Annotated in this window: 19 protein-coding genes; 9 read left to right on the plus strand and 10 right to left on the minus strand. The window is 57.6% G+C overall.

Features of this window, described 5'->3' with window-relative positions; all coding sequences use genetic code 11:
* Positions 1-94: 94 nt before the first annotated feature.
* Both ACVWZU_RS12925 and ACVWZU_RS12930 read right to left on the minus strand, forming a co-directional pair.
* On the minus strand, positions 95-391 hold the full coding sequence (locus ACVWZU_RS12925; RefSeq protein WP_011431796.1) for a DUF2470 domain-containing protein: 297 nt from the start codon (positions 389-391) through the stop codon (positions 95-97).
* Positions 392-596: 205 nt separating this feature from the next.
* Complete coding sequence (locus ACVWZU_RS12930; protein ID WP_414355425.1) at positions 597-1,268, minus strand: hypothetical protein; 672 nt, start codon at positions 1,266-1,268, stop codon at positions 597-599.
* 87 nt (positions 1,269-1,355) lie between these two features.
* Here ACVWZU_RS12930 and ACVWZU_RS12935 point away from each other — a divergent pair, with 87 nt between their 5' ends.
* Positions 1,356-1,784, plus strand: a complete 429-nt coding sequence (locus tag ACVWZU_RS12935) for a hypothetical protein (protein ID WP_414343920.1) — start codon at positions 1,356-1,358, stop codon at positions 1,782-1,784.
* A 69-nt stretch (positions 1,785-1,853) separates the two neighbouring features.
* On the opposite strand, the gene ispG is transcribed toward ACVWZU_RS12935, so the two are convergent.
* Genes ispG through ACVWZU_RS12950 form a run of 3 tightly spaced genes read right to left on the minus strand, consistent with a single transcriptional unit; the run spans position 1,854 to position 4,515 of the window.
* Positions 1,854-3,083 carry a (E)-4-hydroxy-3-methylbut-2-enyl-diphosphate synthase gene (ispG, locus tag ACVWZU_RS12940; protein WP_414343922.1) on the minus strand — a complete coding sequence of 410 codons (1,230 nt, stop codon included), beginning with the start codon at positions 3,081-3,083 and terminating at the stop codon, positions 1,854-1,856.
* A 49-nt stretch (positions 3,084-3,132) separates the two neighbouring features.
* Entirely contained in the window at positions 3,133-3,954 is an 822-nt protein-coding gene (locus ACVWZU_RS12945) for an MOSC domain-containing protein (protein WP_457445295.1), read from the minus strand.
* 45 nt (positions 3,955-3,999) lie between these two features.
* Positions 4,000-4,515 (minus strand): bifunctional nuclease family protein, encoded by a 516-nt coding sequence (locus tag ACVWZU_RS12950; protein WP_011431791.1) that lies wholly within the window; start codon positions 4,513-4,515, stop codon positions 4,000-4,002.
* On the opposite strand from ACVWZU_RS12950, the gene ACVWZU_RS12955 reads away from it, so the two are divergent.
* Positions 4,514-5,362, plus strand: coding sequence for a cobalt-precorrin-6A reductase (locus tag ACVWZU_RS12955; RefSeq protein ID WP_457445297.1), 849 nt, complete (start codon positions 4,514-4,516; stop codon positions 5,360-5,362). The two genes, ACVWZU_RS12950 and ACVWZU_RS12955, sit on opposite strands and share 2 nt — an antisense overlap.
* Before the next feature lie 25 nt (positions 5,363-5,387).
* Here the strand turns inward: ACVWZU_RS12955 and ACVWZU_RS12960 are convergent, their stop codons facing one another.
* Complete coding sequence (locus tag ACVWZU_RS12960; RefSeq protein WP_457445299.1) at positions 5,388-5,744, minus strand: single-stranded DNA-binding protein; 357 nt, start codon at positions 5,742-5,744, stop codon at positions 5,388-5,390.
* A gap of 336 nt (positions 5,745-6,080) precedes the next feature.
* Here ACVWZU_RS12960 and ACVWZU_RS12965 point away from each other — a divergent pair, with 336 nt between their 5' ends.
* Positions 6,081-8,237 carry an NAD(P)H-quinone oxidoreductase subunit 5 gene (locus ACVWZU_RS12965; protein WP_457445301.1) on the plus strand — a complete coding sequence of 719 codons (2,157 nt, stop codon included), beginning with the start codon at positions 6,081-6,083 and terminating at the stop codon, positions 8,235-8,237.
* A gap of 171 nt (positions 8,238-8,408) precedes the next feature.
* Complete coding sequence (gene scpB / locus ACVWZU_RS12970; protein WP_457445303.1) at positions 8,409-8,906, plus strand: SMC-Scp complex subunit ScpB; 498 nt, start codon at positions 8,409-8,411, stop codon at positions 8,904-8,906.
* A gap of 102 nt (positions 8,907-9,008) precedes the next feature.
* On the opposite strand, the gene ACVWZU_RS12975 is transcribed toward scpB, so the two are convergent.
* Complete coding sequence (locus ACVWZU_RS12975) at positions 9,009-9,659, minus strand: peroxiredoxin (RefSeq protein ID WP_457445305.1); 651 nt, start codon at positions 9,657-9,659, stop codon at positions 9,009-9,011.
* Between the two features lie 292 nt (positions 9,660-9,951).
* Between ACVWZU_RS12975 and ACVWZU_RS12980 the strand changes: the two genes are divergently transcribed.
* Positions 9,952-11,007 (plus strand): hypothetical protein, encoded by a 1,056-nt coding sequence (locus ACVWZU_RS12980; RefSeq protein ID WP_414355409.1) that lies wholly within the window; start codon positions 9,952-9,954, stop codon positions 11,005-11,007.
* Between the two features lie 79 nt (positions 11,008-11,086).
* Here ACVWZU_RS12980 and ACVWZU_RS12985 read toward each other — a convergent pair whose 3' ends face one another.
* Positions 11,087-11,932, minus strand: coding sequence for an alpha/beta hydrolase (locus tag ACVWZU_RS12985; protein WP_457445307.1), 846 nt, complete (start codon positions 11,930-11,932; stop codon positions 11,087-11,089).
* Between the two features lie 120 nt (positions 11,933-12,052).
* Positions 12,053-12,640: a CPBP family intramembrane glutamic endopeptidase gene (locus ACVWZU_RS12990; protein WP_457445309.1), complete on the minus strand. Its 588-nt coding sequence runs from the start codon at positions 12,638-12,640 to the stop codon at positions 12,053-12,055.
* 500 nt (positions 12,641-13,140) lie between these two features.
* Between ACVWZU_RS12990 and ACVWZU_RS12995 the strand changes: the two genes are divergently transcribed.
* From ACVWZU_RS12995 to ACVWZU_RS13005, 3 genes are all read left to right on the plus strand, one after another.
* Entirely contained in the window at positions 13,141-13,269 is a 129-nt protein-coding gene (locus ACVWZU_RS12995) for a hypothetical protein (RefSeq protein WP_414328685.1), read from the plus strand.
* Positions 13,270-13,471: 202 nt separating this feature from the next.
* The gene (locus ACVWZU_RS13000) at positions 13,472-14,005 is read left to right on the plus strand and encodes a thermonuclease family protein (RefSeq protein ID WP_011431781.1); all 534 of its coding nucleotides are present in this window, start codon (positions 13,472-13,474) and stop codon (positions 14,003-14,005) included.
* A 517-nt stretch (positions 14,006-14,522) separates the two neighbouring features.
* Entirely contained in the window at positions 14,523-15,221 is a 699-nt protein-coding gene (locus ACVWZU_RS13005) for a cofactor assembly of complex C subunit B (protein WP_457445311.1), read from the plus strand.
* 3 nt (positions 15,222-15,224) lie between these two features.
* On the opposite strand, the gene bchI is transcribed toward ACVWZU_RS13005, so the two are convergent.
* Complete coding sequence (gene bchI / locus ACVWZU_RS13010; RefSeq protein ID WP_011431779.1) at positions 15,225-16,283, minus strand: magnesium chelatase ATPase subunit I; 1,059 nt, start codon at positions 16,281-16,283, stop codon at positions 15,225-15,227.
* A 388-nt stretch (positions 16,284-16,671) separates the two neighbouring features.
* Between bchI and ACVWZU_RS13015 the strand changes: the two genes are divergently transcribed.
* The gene (locus ACVWZU_RS13015) at positions 16,672-17,016 is read left to right on the plus strand and encodes a DUF4168 domain-containing protein (RefSeq protein ID WP_414331953.1); all 345 of its coding nucleotides are present in this window, start codon (positions 16,672-16,674) and stop codon (positions 17,014-17,016) included.
* Positions 17,017-17,112 lie beyond the last annotated feature (96 nt).

Here is a 17,112-nt window from a genome sequence, read left to right on the forward strand (position 1 = left end):
AACAGAAAGATCAACTGGTAGTAATCCGTACTGAACATATTATACATTATTTTCAGTATAGTTGAGCTTATTATTGACTAGAGTCATGCTCTCATCACTTTGTAGCCTGTTTAACTTGAGCGCGAGCCTGCTTCACCATGGCAATTAAGGTTTGATGGGCGTCCTCGGAGTCCCGCAGGGGGTGGTCGAAGCGGATCCGCAGCGTTTGTACGGCCCCGTCGACCTGCACCCGCAAGTCCATCCCTTCCGGGTCAATGGCCTGCATGCGGGCTTGGGTAACTCCTTCCACCTGGCCAAAGACCCTGGCGTAGAGGGCTATTGCATCGGCATGATCTTCGTTCATGTGCTTGCAGATGCGCTCGCTAACTTGGGGGGTGAGAGGATCGCCCATGGCAGTTGTTTTTAGCTTACAGCCCTCAGTTTAAAGCTCCCGCCAGTCCACAGTAAACTACCCAACCCTACCCCTGGCCAGTACAATAATGCGGCTAACCCAGCGTTAAAAGCGGCGCTCCCGGATAGGCAGCCGTTTAGGTTTCAGAATAAAAAGGCAGGGATCCCTTCCCCTCCATCCCAGAGAACACCAGGGATCCAGGGGATCAAGCTTGTCCTTGGGCCTGTAGCTCCAACAGCTCATCTGCCATATCCAAAAAAGCCTCCCGATCCAGATAGGAGACATCTCCCACCCACTCCCCCAGCTTGACCACATAGACCTCGCTCAAGGTGGGCCGGCGCTGCAAATCGCGGGAATAGGCTTTCACCAACCCGAGCACCGATTGCTTTTTGACAATTCGCCTGTAGCGGGGATCGTCCTTGGCCCGCACACGATAGACGACTCCGGTCTCATCGCCAATTTCCATCTCAAACTGGCGCTCCCGCACCTCTTCAATGTAGAAGTTGCCATCTTCATCCAGCTTTTCTCGCTCTTCCACCACCACCTCGTAGCGGCGAGTGCGCAACACCTGCCCAAAAAACAATCCCCCATAGGGAATCTCGCGAAAGGCTAGCTGACGGCGGGAGATGGTATAGAGCGGCCCCCACAGGAAGGGATAGAGCAACGAGAGAATCCCGACCAGGAAGGCGATTGCCCCCAGAAAGGATCCCTCGCCGAAAGCGCGGGAAAGAACCAGCAACGCCACGCCCACCAAAATGGCCGTGATGATGCGGCCCGTGCTCTTGAGGGCATCGCTCCAGTAAGCGGCATACTGAAGGCGCGTTGGCACCACCGGAATCACCGATTCGCATTCTTCTGGGGTTAGCTCCAACAACATGCTCCAAGGATCCTCACAATGCCACACTCCATCTGCAACGGGCCAGACCCTATCTTAAAATGAGGCAGGGGCGCTTTGCCGCCGGGCTTGTCTGCTGCCAGTCCTTGCGCACTTGCCACTTCCATGCCGACAGGATCCCATCTCTCCCCAACCGGCCAGACCATCAGACAGCAGGTGGCCCAGTTGGACGAGGGATCCCGTCGCGACAAGGCTTGGCTGGGGGATGCGGTGTTGAGCTTGTTTGCCCGGCAGTGGCTGCTTGGGCCACCTCAAGACTGGCAAGTGCCTTCCCCGCCCAGTTGTGACCTGAATCGCGCAGAACTCTTCACTTGGCTGACCTCCAATCAATTTTTGTCGGCCTTCAGGGATCCCACGCAGGTTGAGGCGGAAATCGGCCTGATTTACGAAAAAGAAGGTCTACAAGCAGCGTTTGAATATATCCGGGCGCACCTGCTGCCTCTATTTGTAAGACAGGTGAACAACCGCGCCAAAGCCCTGCGTGGCAAACGCCACTAGCCAGTTTCTGAGCGAAGCAAGAGCGCGGCAGGATGGCTGGGCAGGTCGCCTCTTGAGGGGGAAGCAGAGTTAATGGGAAGAAGGGGGATCCACCCAGCGCCCATCGGCTTTGATCAGATCGATCAGCGCCTGCACGCCTTCCGATTCCGGCACCCTTTTCACTTCCTCTTTGCCGCGGTAGAGGGAGATCACCCCCGGCGTCTTGCCCACGTAGCCGTAGTCGGCGTCGGCCATTTCTCCCGGCCCATTGACAATGCAGCCCATGACGGCAATGTCTAGCCCCACCAGGTGCTGGGTTGCGGCGCGCACCTTCTGCAGCACCTCCTCCAAATTGAAGAGGGTGCGGCCACAGGAAGGGCAGGCCACATACTCCACCATGGTTTTGCGCAGGTTCAGAGCTTGCAAAATGCCGTAGGCCACCGGGATCTCCTTTTCCGGCGCTTCCGTAAGAGAAACCCGAATCGTGTCGCCGATCCCTTCAGCCAAGAGGGTTCCGATCCCCACCGCCGACTTGATGCGCCCATATTCTCCATCGCCCGCCTCGGTGACACCTAAGTGGAAGGGATAGTTTAGGCCCAGGGCATCGAAGCGACGGGCTGCCAGCCGGTAGGCCGCCAACATGACCTGCGGGCGGGAGGCCTTGAAGGAAAGCACCACATTGTGAAAGTCTTGCTCGGCGCAGATTTGGGCAAATTCCAGGGCCGACTCCACCATGCCCTCAGGCGTATCCCCGTAGGTGAAGAGCATCCGCTCTGCCAGGGATCCATGATTGACCCCGATGCGCAGGGCTTTGTTCTGGGCTTTGAGGGTCTGGACAAGGGGGGTGAAGGTTTCCCGGATTTTGTTACGGATGGCCTCAAATTCCGCCTGGGTATATTCTGTGCGACCGGGCTGAGGTTTTTCAAAGACGAACAACCCTGGATTGATGCGCACCTTGTCCACGTATTTGGCCACCTCCAGGGCGATCTTGATGCCGTTGTGATGGACATCGGCTACCAAAGGCACGGGCTTGTAGGTTTGGATCAGCTTCTCCCGAATTGCCTCCATCGCCTTGGCATGGGCCATGCTGGGAACGGTAACCCGCACAATCTCTGAGCCTGCCTCGTGCAGACGGCGGATCCCGGCTACTGCTGCGTCGATGTCGAGGGTGTCCTCGTTGATCATGGACTGTACCACCACCGGGTGCTGGCTGCCGATCAACACATCGGCTACGGCCACCGTACGGGTGGGGCGACGGGGATAGACCGGTTCTGGGTAGGGCTGCTGGGTGGGGGCGTTGGGCCGATCCAGGGTTTGCATAGCTTGGTCAAGCCAAAAGAGCTGCTCTAGCTTGATTGTAGGTCGGAAACTAACCTGGGGTTCGACTCAGCTCAGGGTAGAGGCTGAGGGGTTCAACCCCGAGGATTTCGACGGGATCCCCAACCCTCAGGTGCTTGCCCGCCTCCGTTCTCGGGATCCACGTATTGATCCCAAGGCGATAGAAATGGTCAAAGCGGCTGGCTTCGGCCCAGGGTGGCAAGGTTTTCTGCCGTTGCGCTACGAAGTGCTTTTGAAAACCGGGATAGGCCTCTCCGCTCAGGGGATCCCGAGTGGGCACCACACAGCGGGCGCAGGGGTTGAGGCCCAGCAGCTCCACTTCCCCAATGCGAAAGCGCACCCCTTGATCTGCGCGGGCAAAGAGACGATCCTCCCAAAAGGGCAGACATTCCGACAGCTCGATATTCATGCGAAAGCGCTGCCGAACCGCTTCCAGGGTCAAGTTGGGGAACCAACCGGCCACCGTCTCCAGAGTGGCTGTGCTGATCAGGGTGGGGCCGTTGGCATAGGGATCGTCTGGAAATCCCCTGAGAGGCTCCTCCAGCAGTTGCACCGGAAAACCGAACCAATCGCTGAGCCAAGTTTGTAAAGCATCCCGCTGCTGCTGCAGGTCAAACTGGGCCGTCTTGCCATCCCCCCACAACTGCACCTGGCCCAACTGGGGATCAAACCGGGCCCGCAGGCGGTGGACCGCAGCATGGCGCTTGCCGTTCACCCGCTTTCCCTCCGCATCCACTAGGGCGTAGCGCCGATCCCCTTCCAAAGTTCCCCCCGCCGTCAGCCTCACCTCAGACAAAGAGATCCCATCCAGCGACTTGATGGGATAGACCGTTAACCTGGCAACCTGGGGCATGGCCTGTCTGCCGGGATCCCTGGGGGTGGGATCCGCCTTAGCTGCTTAACTGTCGGCTTCGGTGGGATGGTCGGTCATGGGGTAGCTGCGGATAAAGTCTCTGGGGGTTACATTTTCTACAAACTTGCGAAAGGCCTCCCGCTCCGCCTCGTCGGCATCCTGGTTCATGGGGATCGAGGCTTCCGCAATGACCTCTTCCACCGTCCAGATGGGAACATGGGCCCGCAGAGCGAGGGCAATGGCGTCACTGGGGCGGCAGTCGATCTCTTGTTTTTTGTCACCATTCACGGTGACGAGCACCGCGTAGAAGGTGTTATCCAGCAACGCGTGAATGATGACTCGCTCCAGCTTGATCCCCCACGTCTTCCAGGAGTTGAGGATGAGATCATGGGTCATGGGGCGCAGTGGCTTTTGGTCGTCCAGGGCCTGCAAAATGGCGTTGGCCTCTGCTTTTCCCACCCAAATGGGCAGGGCACGACGCTCACTGCCATCGCGCAGGATGACAATGGGGTTTTGGTTGACGGCATCGACCGCAATCCCAGCCACATGCATCTCGATCATGAGCAATTGCCTCCAGCCGGTGATCTTGATCGTATCTACGGGCGTCAAAGTTTGGCAACACACCATGAGCTCAGTTGGTAGTCCAGTTGAAGTGGCTTTGATCGGGGGCACTAGCGAGAGCCGCAGCTTGGCCGACGCCCTCAGCCGGCAGGGGATCCCTTGGGTGGCAACCGTCACCACCGAAGGGGCCAGAAGGCTGTATCAGGATTTGCCCGGTCAGGTGGTGGTCACCCGATTTTCGCCGCCATCTCTGGAACAATTCCTGCAAGAGTGCCGGATCCGCGTAGTGGTGGATGCCTCTCATCCTTTTGCCCTGCAGATCTCGCAACTGGCCATCCAGGTGACGGCCCAACTGGGGATCCCCTACCTGCGCTACGAACGCCCTCCTGTAGAGCTGGATCCCTGGGTCCAGGTGGCACCGGATTGGCAGGGGGTGCTCACAGATGCGGTGCTGGCGGGGCGGCGGGTGCTGCTGACGGTGGGAGTGAAGGCCCTGCCCCTGTTTGTACCTTGGCAAGATCGCTGCCAACTGTGGGCGCGGGTGCTGCCGGAATCGGTTCCCCAAGCGGTGCAAGCCGGGATCCCTGCCGAGCGGGTGATCGGGATGCGCTTGCCCCTCAGCTTGGAGCAGGAACTACAGCTTTGGCAACAGCTCAGCCCTCAGGTGGTGATCAGCAAAGCCTCTGGGGAAGCAGGCGGGCTGGGGATCAAGCAGGCGGTGGCCAAAACCCTGGGGATCCCTTTGTGGGTGATCCGCCGACCCCCGTTGGACTATCCCTGGTGCAGCCAGGATTTGACAGAGGTGGTGCAGGAATGCAGGCGATGCTTGGGCAGAGCCAAACCTTGAGGTTGCCCGGCTCCGGCCAGACAAGTCAAAACGGCTCTTCGGGGGGCAGGTTGGAGTCGCGGTCTTGACGGGATCCCAGCAGTTCTAGGCGATCTACAGCGATGATGGGCCTCTGGCGCTCTTCTCCGGTGGATTTGTCTTTCCAGCGATCGAACTTCAGTCTGCCCGTTACTCCGATAAGACTGCCTTTGCGCACATACTCTCCCGCCACCTCGGCAGTGCGGTCCCACAGCTCCAGGTTAAACCAATCGGGCTTGTCTTCTCCTTTGCGGAATCGGTTCACCGCCAGGCTGAAGGTACACACCACCCTGCCCGACTCAAAGTAGCGCACCTCCGGATCCATGCCGGCTCGCCCCACCAGGGTCACCAGGTTCAAGCTCATGGGTAGTTTCTCCAGACCGCCAGTAGATCTAGCCTTCGTTGTAGCGCTCGCAAGGGATCCCTGTCATCTTTTGGCCTGCGACCGTCAGCTTGGGCTCAGAGCCGATTCTTTAGGATATCTACAGATTCAACTGCGGGGATCCCGATTGATCTCTGGGAAAAGCCTCTGCTGTGATGGACTTGATGCTCGGGATCCGGCTCCGCACTCTGTCGCAAAAGTTTACAATGGCAGAAGCAGTTGAGCAAATGCCAGCCCACCAGACACTCCCACCGGCCAATTGCAGGGCTAGCAGATCAGGTTCGTTGCTGTGAGAGGACGCATTCGGAAGCATTTCCCATGGAATTCATCTACACATACGCCTGGTTGATCCCCGTCTATCCTTTGGTGGCAGCCTTTCTCCTCGGCTTAGGTATCCTGATGTTCAACGCCTGGACAAGGGCCAACCGCTCTTTGGCTGCCTTTTTGAGCGTGTTCGCGACCGGGACGGCGATGGTTCATGCCTTTGCCCTTTTGGTCAGCCAGGTGCAGGGGCACGAAACCGTCCTCAGAACCATCACCTGGGCCCAGGCGGGATCCTTCTCGGTGGACATGGGCTTTGTCGTGGATCACCTGAGCGCCATGATGCTGGTGGTGGTGACCACGGTGGCCTTTCTGGTGCAGATCTACTCCCATGGCTACATGGCCCACGATCCCGGCTATGTGCGTTTCTACGCCTACCTGAGCTTATTTAGCTCCTCGATGCTGGGCTTGGTGGTCAGCCCCAACCTGGTGCAGATCTATATCTTCTGGGAGCTGGTGGGGATGTGCTCCTACCTGCTCATTGGCTTTTGGCACGACCGGCAGGCGGCGGCAGAAGCAGCGCAAAAGGCGTTTGTGGTCAACCGGGTGGGAGATTTCGGCCTGCTGTTGGGCATTTTGGGCTTTTACTGGATTTCCGGCACCTTCGCGTTTGACGAGATCGGGCGCAATCTGCAGGAGATGCTGGCTAGCGGGGCAGTGAGCAGCAGCTTGATTGCCCTGTTTGCGGTGTTGGTGTTCTTGGGGCCGGTGGCCAAGTCCGCTCAGTTCCCCCTGCATGTGTGGTTGCCGGATGCTATGGAAGGTCCCACGCCCATTTCCGCTCTCATCCACGCAGCCACGATGGTGGCGGCTGGGGTATTCCTCTTGGCCCGCATGTTCCCGGTGCTGGAAGGGATCCCGGTGGCCATGGACATCATCGCCTGGACGGGGGCGGGCACAGCCTTCTTGGGGGCCACCATTGCCATCACCCAAAACGACATCAAAAAAGGCTTGGCCTACTCCACCATTTCCCAGCTGGGCTACATGGTCATGGCTATGGGATGTGGGGCCTATGGGGCGGGCCTGTTTCACCTGATGACTCACGCTTACTTTAAGGCGATGCTCTTTTTGTGCTCTGGCTCGGTTATCCACGGCATGGAAGCGGTGGTCGGCCATGACCCGGTTTTGGCCCAAGACATGCGCCTGATGGGGGGGTTGCGCAAATACATGCCGGTTACGGCCATCACGTTTTTGATCGGCACGTTGGCCATTTGTGGGATCCCGCCCTTCGCCGGCTTTTGGTCTAAAGACGAGATCTTGGGCGCTGTTTTCGAACGGAACCCAGCTCTGTGGGGGGTGGGCTTCCTCACCGCCGGGATCACCGCCTTCTACATGTTCCGCATCTACTTCCTCACCTTCGAAGGGGAGTTTCGCGGCACCAACCTGAGACTGCGGCAGGAGGTGGCCATCAGCCAGGGCCGTCCTGTGCCAGCTTTTGCCTACGTTTTTGCGGGGAAACAACCGGCCTTTGGCCCTGGAGCCATGAACATTCAAGAAAAACCCCAGCCCAGCAGCCATCCTGAAGCCCACGAAAACCTGCACGACGGAGATGCCCATGCCTCAGAGCCCCATGAGTCCCCTTGGTCGATGACCTTCCCGCTGTTGGCTCTGGCCGTCCCTTCTGTGCTGATTGGCCTGGTGGGTACCCCTTTTGCCAACTTCTTTGAAGCTTTCATCCACCCACCGACTGAGTCTGTGGCAGAGGCAGGCTCGATTTTACCGCTGGTGGCAGCAGAGTGGCAGGAGGTGCTGGCGGGCCATTTCGATTGGGCAGAGTTTCTGATCATGGCGGGTAGCTCCGTGGGCATTGGGCTGATCGGCATCACTTTGGCCAGCTTGATCTACTGGCAAAAGCGCATCGACCCGGGCACCTTCCCCCAAAGCCTGCAACCGCTCTACTACTTCTCCCTCAACAAGTGGTACATCGACGATCTCTATGAGCGAGTCTTTGTGCAGGGCACCCGCTTCGTGGCACGGGAGGCGCTGGAGGTGGACAGCCGCATTGTGGATGGTGTGGTCAACCTGACGGGCTTGGTGACCATGGTGAGCGGCGAGGCGATGAAATACCTGGAGAGCGGCAAGGCCCAGTTTTACGCTTTGATTATCTTTGCAGCGGTGGTGGTGATGGTGGTGGCATCAGGGGTAGGGTTCTAGCTCGAAGGCGAGGATGGATCCGGCCCGCTTGGCCAAGGGATCCCTCAGCCTAGAACTGCTGCTATGCTACGGAGCAAGTTAAGCGGATCCCTTGTTGCAATGGCCCCGCGTTCTCTTAAGTCGATTTCGCATCCCTTGTTGGCGGAAAGGCAAGGTCAGAGGGAGCGTGTCTTGGCCCTGAAAAATCAGCTCGAAGCGATCCTCTACTTAAAAGGGCAGCCTCTGGAGCTATCGGCCCTGGCCCAGTTGGCCCATTGCAGTCGCGACGAAGCCTACGATGCGCTGCTGGAATTAATGGAAGACTATGCCCATCGCGATTCTGCCCTGGAAGTCCTACAGGTGGGGGAAGGGTTTGCCCTGCAGTTGCGGGAGCCGTTTTTGGAGCTGGCCAACCAGCTTTTACCCCCTGAAATTGGGGTGGGTGCTACCCGTACCCTGGCTACAATCATTCTGCGTGGCCCGCTCTCGCAAGCCGATTTGGTGGAGTTGCGCGGCCAAGGTGCTTATCAGCACGTGGCAGAGCTGGTAGAAAAAGGCTTCGTTACCCGCTATCGCAAAGAAGGCTGCCGTTCCCCTTGGTTGCGCGTGACGGATAAATTTCATCGCTACTTCATAGTAGATGAGCTGGCCAAAAAAGCAGCAGAGGCAGCCTCCTTCCCCGAACAGTAAAAAGGATCCCCGATAAGGGGATCCAGACCAAAAGGATCCCAGCTTTACCCGACGAAGGGATCCCTTCTCAAGCGCCCGTCAAAGTTGGTGTTCGGGCTTTTACTACTTATTAGGCTGAGGGGTGACCCGCAAATAGGGCTTAATTTCCTTGTAGCCTTTTGGGAACTTTTCTTTCAGCAATTCCGGATCTTTCAACGAAGGCGGGATGATAACATCGTCACCGTCTTTCCAGTCGGCGGGAGTGACAACGTTATACTTATCCGTCAACTGCAGGGCATCGATCACCCGCAGGAGCTCGTCGAAGTTGCGGCCTGTGCTGGCCGGGTAGGTAAGAATGAGGCGGATCTTCTTGTTGGGATCGATGATGAACACCGAGCGCACCGTCAGGGGCAGCCCTTCTTGATTGATGTTGGTTTGATCCAACATGTCGTAGAGCTGAGAAACCTTGCGGTCTGCATCCGCCAAGATGGGATAGGTCAAAGTGGCGTTCTGAGTTTCCTCGATGTCTTTCACCCAGCCCACGTGGGACTCCACATCGTCCACACTGAGGGCGATCACCTTCACACCCCGCTTTTCAAATTCGGGCATCAGCTTCGCAACAGTGCCTAGCTCCGTGGTGCAGACCGGCGTGTAGTCGGCGGGGTGAGAGAACAACACCACCCAGCTATCCCCGGCCCAAGAGTAGAAATCGATTTCGCCGTGGGTAGACTTTTGCGTGAAATTGGGAGCAGTATCGCCAAGTCGGAGAGACATACGCTCTTGATCCTCCGTAAAAGGGTTCAATCCGGTGAGACAGGGATCCGGATCCTTCGACCCGATCCCTCCCGATCTTGCCACATAACTCCACTTTTCCGAGCGGATTGCAGGTGATTTTAAGATTCTTGCTGGCGGGAGGGAGTGCTCCTCCTCTTCCCTGACGCCTTGCGCCCAGGCAGAACGTAAACAATTGCTGCGCGGATCTTAACGTTCCTTAAGTTCTTTGCTGCAGCGGTAGCCCCCTAGAAGTATGCTAGGTAAAACTAGATCCTCTGACGTAAGGTAGGCCATGGAAGAATTGAGGCAAGACGCAGAAACCGTTACACCTTGCAGCTTGGCCACCCTGTGGGCGCAAAAATATGTAGACAAGCTACGGGCACAGGCTGCCTTGGGCGAGCTGCCAGGCGCCCCTCTAGCTGACAAGGTGAAGGGATCTTTGCGCTTTGCCAGCTCCCAGGCCTGGGCGAAGACGGAGCGGCTCTTGGCTGCTGAAATACCGAGGCAGCGGCTGGATCCGGACTTGATTGATCCCTGGCAAATTGCCGAGGATTCCCAGGAGTTATTTGAAAAGGCAGCAGCAAGTTGTGGGGAGGGCCTCTCACCAGCCCGCTTTTCGGTAAAGATCGCGCCATCTTGTGGCCAGCTGCGGGCTCGCTACAGCAAGCCGGATCCGCGGGTACTTGGCTTTTTAAGCATGCAATTTCACTACACGGGGCAAATGGTCCTGCAGGCTCTGCTGCCCCAGGAGCGGGGTCTCTTCCACCCCTACTTGAAGGTCATGGATGACCACCTGTACATGCCTTTGCAGAGGATGTACGAGGCCGCTGCCGCCCAGGCAGGCGATCACTTTTCTGCGCCTTTGGCTGCTATTCAAGAGCTCTTGCCCCTGGTTACCAGCGTGGCAGAGTCCATTTGTGCCGAGGTAGCCCAACGTTTTCCGGACTATCACTGCGAAAGCGGTCCCTTGACAGATCTGAACGTGCGGATTTCCAGCATCCGCGATGTGGAGATGTTTCAGGTGTACTTGGGCCTCTGTGCCCTAGAAGGCAGCATGGCGGCTATCCAGCAGGAGCTGTTTCCCCTCTGTGTGATGCTCTACCCCCCTTTGAAAGTGAGCTGGGAGCTGGTACGGCAGATGCTCAAGCTCTTGGATAAGGTTCTGAGGTCTGGTCTCAGCCAGGCCAGCTATGCCGTCCTGCTGCCCTACCTCCAGACAGTGCAGGGTATGTTCTCGCTGGAGGTTTTTCCTGAAAATGACCCCATCTGGAGCCATCATCCCGATGTGATGCGCTTTATGGAGACGGCGCAGAATCTGTTGCAAGAATTGCTGGCTCAAAAAGCTTAAAGGCCAGTTAACGCCACCATTCCTATTCCCGCTCGCGACCTCCCAGTTACGCAAGGAAGGGAACATTGGCAGTTGCTGCTCAGCCTGCCTGCAGCTTGGGATCCACCAGCTCGGCTACGAATTGGTGCAGGATGGTGACATAGCGCTCTCCGGCCACTTCCAGCAAATTGTTGTGACCGGCCCCTTCGATGGGCACCAAGCGTTTGGGATCCCGTGCTGCTTGGTAAAGGGCTTCAGCATGCCAGAAGGGGATTAGACGATCCTGGGTACCGTGCAAAATTAGCAGCGGGCAATTGATCTTGGCCATGCGGCTGAGGTTGTCGAAGCGATCGAAAGGTAGCAGCGGGATGCGCGTCAAGACGCGGAAGGCAGTCACGAAAGTAGATTCCAGGATCAGGCCGCCCACTGGTTTTTGCGCTGCCAGGTAAACCGAGGGCCCGCCCCCTACTGATCTTCCATAGACCAAGATCCGCTCCGGCGGGATCCCTTGGGCAACTAGGTAAGTGTAAGCGGCCTCGATGTCTTTGTAAGCGCCGGCCTCGGAAGGGATCCCTTCGCTGGTGCCGTAACCGCGGTAGTCGTAGGCCAAGACGGCAAACCCAGCCTGCTGCAGGTGCACCAAGCGGGGCAGGATATCCCCCAAGTCTTCAGCGTTGCCATGGCTATAGAGGAGGGTATAAGCAGCAGCCGGATTGGGCAGATATACCGCTGAAATCTGCAGCCCATCAGAGGTCGTGAGCTTGAGAATGGCGTCCCCATCTCGATAGCTGGCGGGCTGGGGCAGAAAGATCAGCCGCTCCGATTGAAACCAGCCCAGCCAGAGCAGGTAGCCGTACACCACCAGCCCGACCAGCAGCAAGGATCGCCCCACGCGCAGCCATGGGAAGGCTCCCCAAACTAGTTGTAGGAGATCTCGGTGGGGCATTGACAGGAAGGCATCGACAAGTAAGTTAAGCTCAATTTGCGGCACTTGCCCAAGGTTCTGCGCTGCTTACAGGCAACCCCTTTCCCATAAGGGAAGAGGGGAGCAGGAAAACTGTATCCTTCAGGGCTCCGCTTGAGAGAAAAAGCATTTCCAGGTGCAGACCCCAATCCAGTTGACAAGGGTGTGGGCGACAATGGTGACCAACAGGTTTCCCGACAGCCACAAGCCAATCCCCATGAGGATACCAACCCCGCTGGCCCAGACGGCATAGGGCCAGCCCTGCCATCCCAGCCAATGCAAGGCGCCAAACAAGAGGCCGCTCAGCAGGATCCCGCCTGTCCACCCTAAGGGGCTGGCCACCAGCAGGGACATCAACACGCCGCGAAACAGCCATTCCTCGCTCCAGCCCGGCAGCAGGCCCACCCAAAGGATATCTCCCCACTGCAAGGGATCCGCCACCCAGTGTAAGTAGGCAGTGGCTGCCCGACGATAGGCTGGCCAGAGCCGGTAAACCCCGCCGCTGAGCAGAGCCACCCCCAGTCCCAGCCCTGCCCCCCACGCCAAGGCTAGGGGATCCCAGCGAAACGGCACGGGAAAGGAGGATCCCAGCCAGATCCAGAGACCCACAACGAGAGCCGAAAACAGGGTGGTGATGCCCATTCCATTCAAGATCTGTTCGCGTGTGCAGGGCTGAATCTGGGAAGTCATGGAGGGGATCCCTAGGCTTCGAACTCCGGAGGGTTAACAGCAGCTGCTGTTTTTATCATCGTTTATCTCAGCGGTCCTAGGTTCACGGCAGGTTGACAGCAGCTACAGAGCGTCCCTCAAAACTGCCTCAGCTTGTAAGCCAGCATGGATATGAGCCTTGAGTGTGACCAAAGGGACTCAATCGCCCCCTTGCTCTGTCTTCTGAGCCTCTGTGTAGCGCTTGATAACCTCTCCGGAAACTTGCCCCGCTGTACCCGCGTAGTAGCTTGGGTTCTACAAATAACCACCCCAGAGCCTCTTTTTGAGTTCAGAATGTCTCCCAAAGAGAGCAGGAGCCGTGGAACTTTTAATACCTTGATACCTTGGCAACGACCGCCGGAGCCGCCTTGGGAGAAGCAGAAAGAAAAACGTGACTCAAGGCTTAGAGTAGAGAAGGGCTTCCAAGCTTTTACCCTCAGCCCGGCTATACCCCAAATACCCACACCCGAGATGGGTGCAAAGTGCTCCGCACCACGGACGCGACCGAGCGGCGCATTCACCAAGCCATTCAAAACGCGCAGGCTCGCTTCGACAGCGACAAGTTCGCCGACAAATTTGCCCAGCAACTGCGGGGAGAGCCGGGGAACTGAAGAAAAGCGAGCAGGAATGGCTCAGTCGCCTGGGAGCCTTGGGCAACCCAACCAACGGCGGATCTACTGCTGGCCAATTCAAATCTGCGGTGGGATTGTTTTCTGGAGAGTTGCCGCTACCATTACACTTTGAGCGTTGCCACCGGAAACTCCCCGGCGGGAAAAGAAGAGGGGGCTGCGTCCAAAGTGGGGGATTAAGGTCATGTTCCAGCGTATTGCTCTCGGCTCTGCTGCATTGGGATTGCTTCTGGCCATACCCGTCCTTCCCAGCCACGGGTTTGGAGAGCCCCGGGTCGTTCCCGATACCCCGTTCTACTTCGACAACCACCGCTTCGATCGCTACCCAGATGCGGTTGTGGTGCGGGTGGTCAACGGCGACACCCTAGTGGTGCAAATCGAAGGGGAACAGAAGATGCGCCTAATCCGGTTGGCCGGGATCGAGGGTCTCAGCCCGGAAGAAAACCCCTATTACCAGCAAGCCATTGAACTGATGCGGGAGCGCATCCTCTACCGCACCGTCAAGCTGGAAGGGGATAAGTTGCTGCGCAACGTAGATGCTACGGGCTTGGTGGAGGCCTATGTCTGGTTAGAAGGCCATCAGATGAACGCCATGTTGGTGCGCAATGGCCTGGCCCGCATCATCCCCTACAGCCACAACATCAAGTACGACAGCTACTATGGTGGCCTACAAGAAAAAGCCCAGCAGGAGCGCCTTGGCATTTGGAGCCGTCTCTGAGTTGGCTTTATACTGAACTTCAGTTCTTTATGAACTTCAGTTCTTTATTTAATCTTCAAGGGAGCAGAGAGGAAAGAGCATGACTCTAGTCAATAATAAGCTCAACTATACTGAAAATAATGTATAATATGTTCAGTACATCTTCAAGGGAGCAGAGAGGAAAGAGCATGACTCTAGTCAATAATAAGCTCAACTATACTGAAAATAATGTATAATATGTTCAGTACGGATTACTACCAGTTGATCTTTCTGTTTACTTTCGAGTCTGCCAACATGGTAGCCAAAGCAAAGCAGAAAATTGGTAGTAAGATGACACGGAAACTGCGCTTTGGGTATTCTACTCAAAGCTTTGCGGGATACCGCCATTCTGTTTGGACTCCGTCCCGCTAACGCGAATGGAAACAAACAGAATGCTATCGCTGCATAGTTGAACAGTGATGTTCAGCAGTGTTCAGCGTAAATGTATCAGCTTCTCCCTTCTCTCCCGTTACTTCCTCTAGGTTATGCCTAGCCTGCCTTGACGGTTGAACCCACTCCAGCCCCCAGGGATCCCAATCGCTGGGTGAGGCGGCTGCCTCTGGTGACCGGCCTTTTGGGCAGCGTCCTTTTGGTTATTAATCGACTGGCCTTTACGCCGGAATTGCTTACCAGCCAGTCCCGTTCAGATGCCTTGGGGATCCTCCTCAGCGCCGTTTTGATCCTGACCGGCCTGCTGTGGCAGCAGATCCAGCCTCTTCCACCCCAAACGGCCCCCCTGCAGGGGATCCCCGGCTGTGATTGGCATCCCGATCTTTCCGAAAGCGAGAAACTGGAGCTGGCTTGGGCCTCCCATACCCTGCTCAGCACCACCGCCGCCCGCACCGTGGTGATCTGGGTGGGTGGGCGAACCCTCCTGCAACGGGGGATCCTAGCCACCCCCGGCCAGATGCCCTCCATTCAGCCCAAGAGCGTTTTGCAGCGGGTTTTGCAAACGGGGCGACCCGTCTATCTGGTGGATCTCAAGCTGTTCCCGGCCCGCGCCGAGTTCGATGGCCTGTTGCCCCCCGGATCCCAAGCCGTGCTGTGCCAGCCCATCGGCCAGAAAGGGTGCTTGATTTTGGGGAGCGATACCCCACGCAGCTTCAGCCGGCAGGAGCAAACCTGGATTGCCGCCATTGCCGACAAGCTAGCAGCCACTCTACTCCCCTCTCCCCCTGGGAGAGGGGCTGGGGGGTGAGGGCTAGGCGGCGCTCTCTAGGCTCACCTGGAACACTTCGCTGAAGGCTTTTTCCACCTTGTAGCCGGAGTCGATGGTCTCCAGAGGATCCTTGCGCAGGCGGTGACGCAAACACAGGCTGATCACCCGACGGATATCGGCGACGGTGACCTCACTGCGCCCCTCTAGAGCTGCCAGGGCTTTGGCAGCCCGGTTGGTGACAATGTCTCCGCGCAGTCCATCCACCTCCAAAGCCGCGCATACCCCAGAGATCTTCAAGCGCAAGTCGGGATCCACTGCCACGTTGGGCAAAAGATGTTGGGCTTTTTCGATGCGCTCCCGCAGGCGCTGCTGGGAATCGGCATACTTGGCCAAAAAAGCCTGGGGATCGGCGTCGAACTGGCTGCGCTCCTCCACGATCCGCACCCGCAGGGCGGCATCTCGCACCGTTTCGATCTGGACAAACATGCCAAAGCGATCCAGCAGTTGAGGCCGCAATTCCCCCTCTTCCGGGTTGCCGGATCCCACCAGCACAAACCGAGCCGGATGACGAATGGAAATGCCCTCCCGTTCCACGGTGTTCCAGCCTGAGGCCGCCGCGTCCAGCAACACATCCACCAAGTGGTCATCCAGCAAATTGACTTCATCCACGTAAAGGATGCCTCGATTGGCCTTGGCTAGTAGCCCTGGCTCAAAAGCCTTCACCCCCTGAGCCAAGGCCCGCTCAATGTCGAGAGTGCCACACACTCGGTCTTCTGTTGCCCCCAAGGGCAGATCCACCATCGGCACCTGGATCCAAGTGCTTTCCAGCGTTTCTCCCGCCTGCAGGCGCTCCCACACTTGATCGCTCATCAAGTCCCGCTGCCGCGGGTGGCTGTTGAAGGGATCCCCTTTCACCACCTCGATCTGGGGCAGCAGGTCGGCCAAAGCGCGGATGGTGGTGGATTTGCCCGTGCCGCGATCCCCCATGATCAGCACCCCGCCAATGCGCGGGTCGATCACGTTGAGGAGCAAGGCCAATTTCATCTCCTCTTGGCCGACGATGGCCGTAAACGGGAAAACCGGGCGACGTTCCAAATGCATAGGGGCAATAACCAACAATTCATCCCCATTATCCCAGAGGCCACTCCCTTCTGGGTGTCAGATAGGCTGGAAAGGGACTGGAACTGGAACCTAAAGACCAGTTTTCGGTCAAATGGAAAAGCAAGCTCAGTTGTCAGCGTGGACGACGCCCTGGGCTTTCACAGAGAGGAGCAGATAGGATCGAAGCCCGCGGGGTTCATCAGAGTGTTGAACCGGCGTGGGGCCGAAAGCTCACAAAAACCCTAGGCAACCTGAGCAACAGTTGGCGGGTGGGGAGACATCAGCGGTGTCAGGCAAAGCAAGTCGGAGACGGTGGACGGCATTTCCAATCCAAAGCGTGGTCCAAAAAGGGCTGGTGGGTTTGATCTGGGTTTGCACTTGGATCCCTGTGCTGACTGTTTCTCTGGCCGTGGCCCAAACCCCCACCACCTCTGTGGTGTTGAGCGATGAGCAGGTAACAATGTACGCCCGTATCGTCTTGGAGATGGAGCCCCACCGGCAAGAGGCCCAAAAGCGCTCCCAAGCCACAAACGACCCGGCCAGCAAAGATCAAATCCGGCGAGAATTCATCCGCACCGCGACCGAGATCATCACTCGCCACGGTATGACTGTGCCCGACTACAACCGCATTACACTCTTGATCCGCTCCGAAGAGGGCAAAGCTTTGCAACAGCGCATTGAGGCCGAAATTCTCCGCCTGCAAAGCGAGGATCCCCAACCGCCAGTCCGATAAAAGTAAACTACCCGACACCCGCGCTATGCGCAGGGTGCGGGCTTTATCCCAATCCCTAGCGGCCCCAGAGGACAGCTAAGTTTCGGAATTTCAGGC

It is taken from the genome of Thermostichus sp. MS-CIW-26 (genome assembly GCF_054059115.1).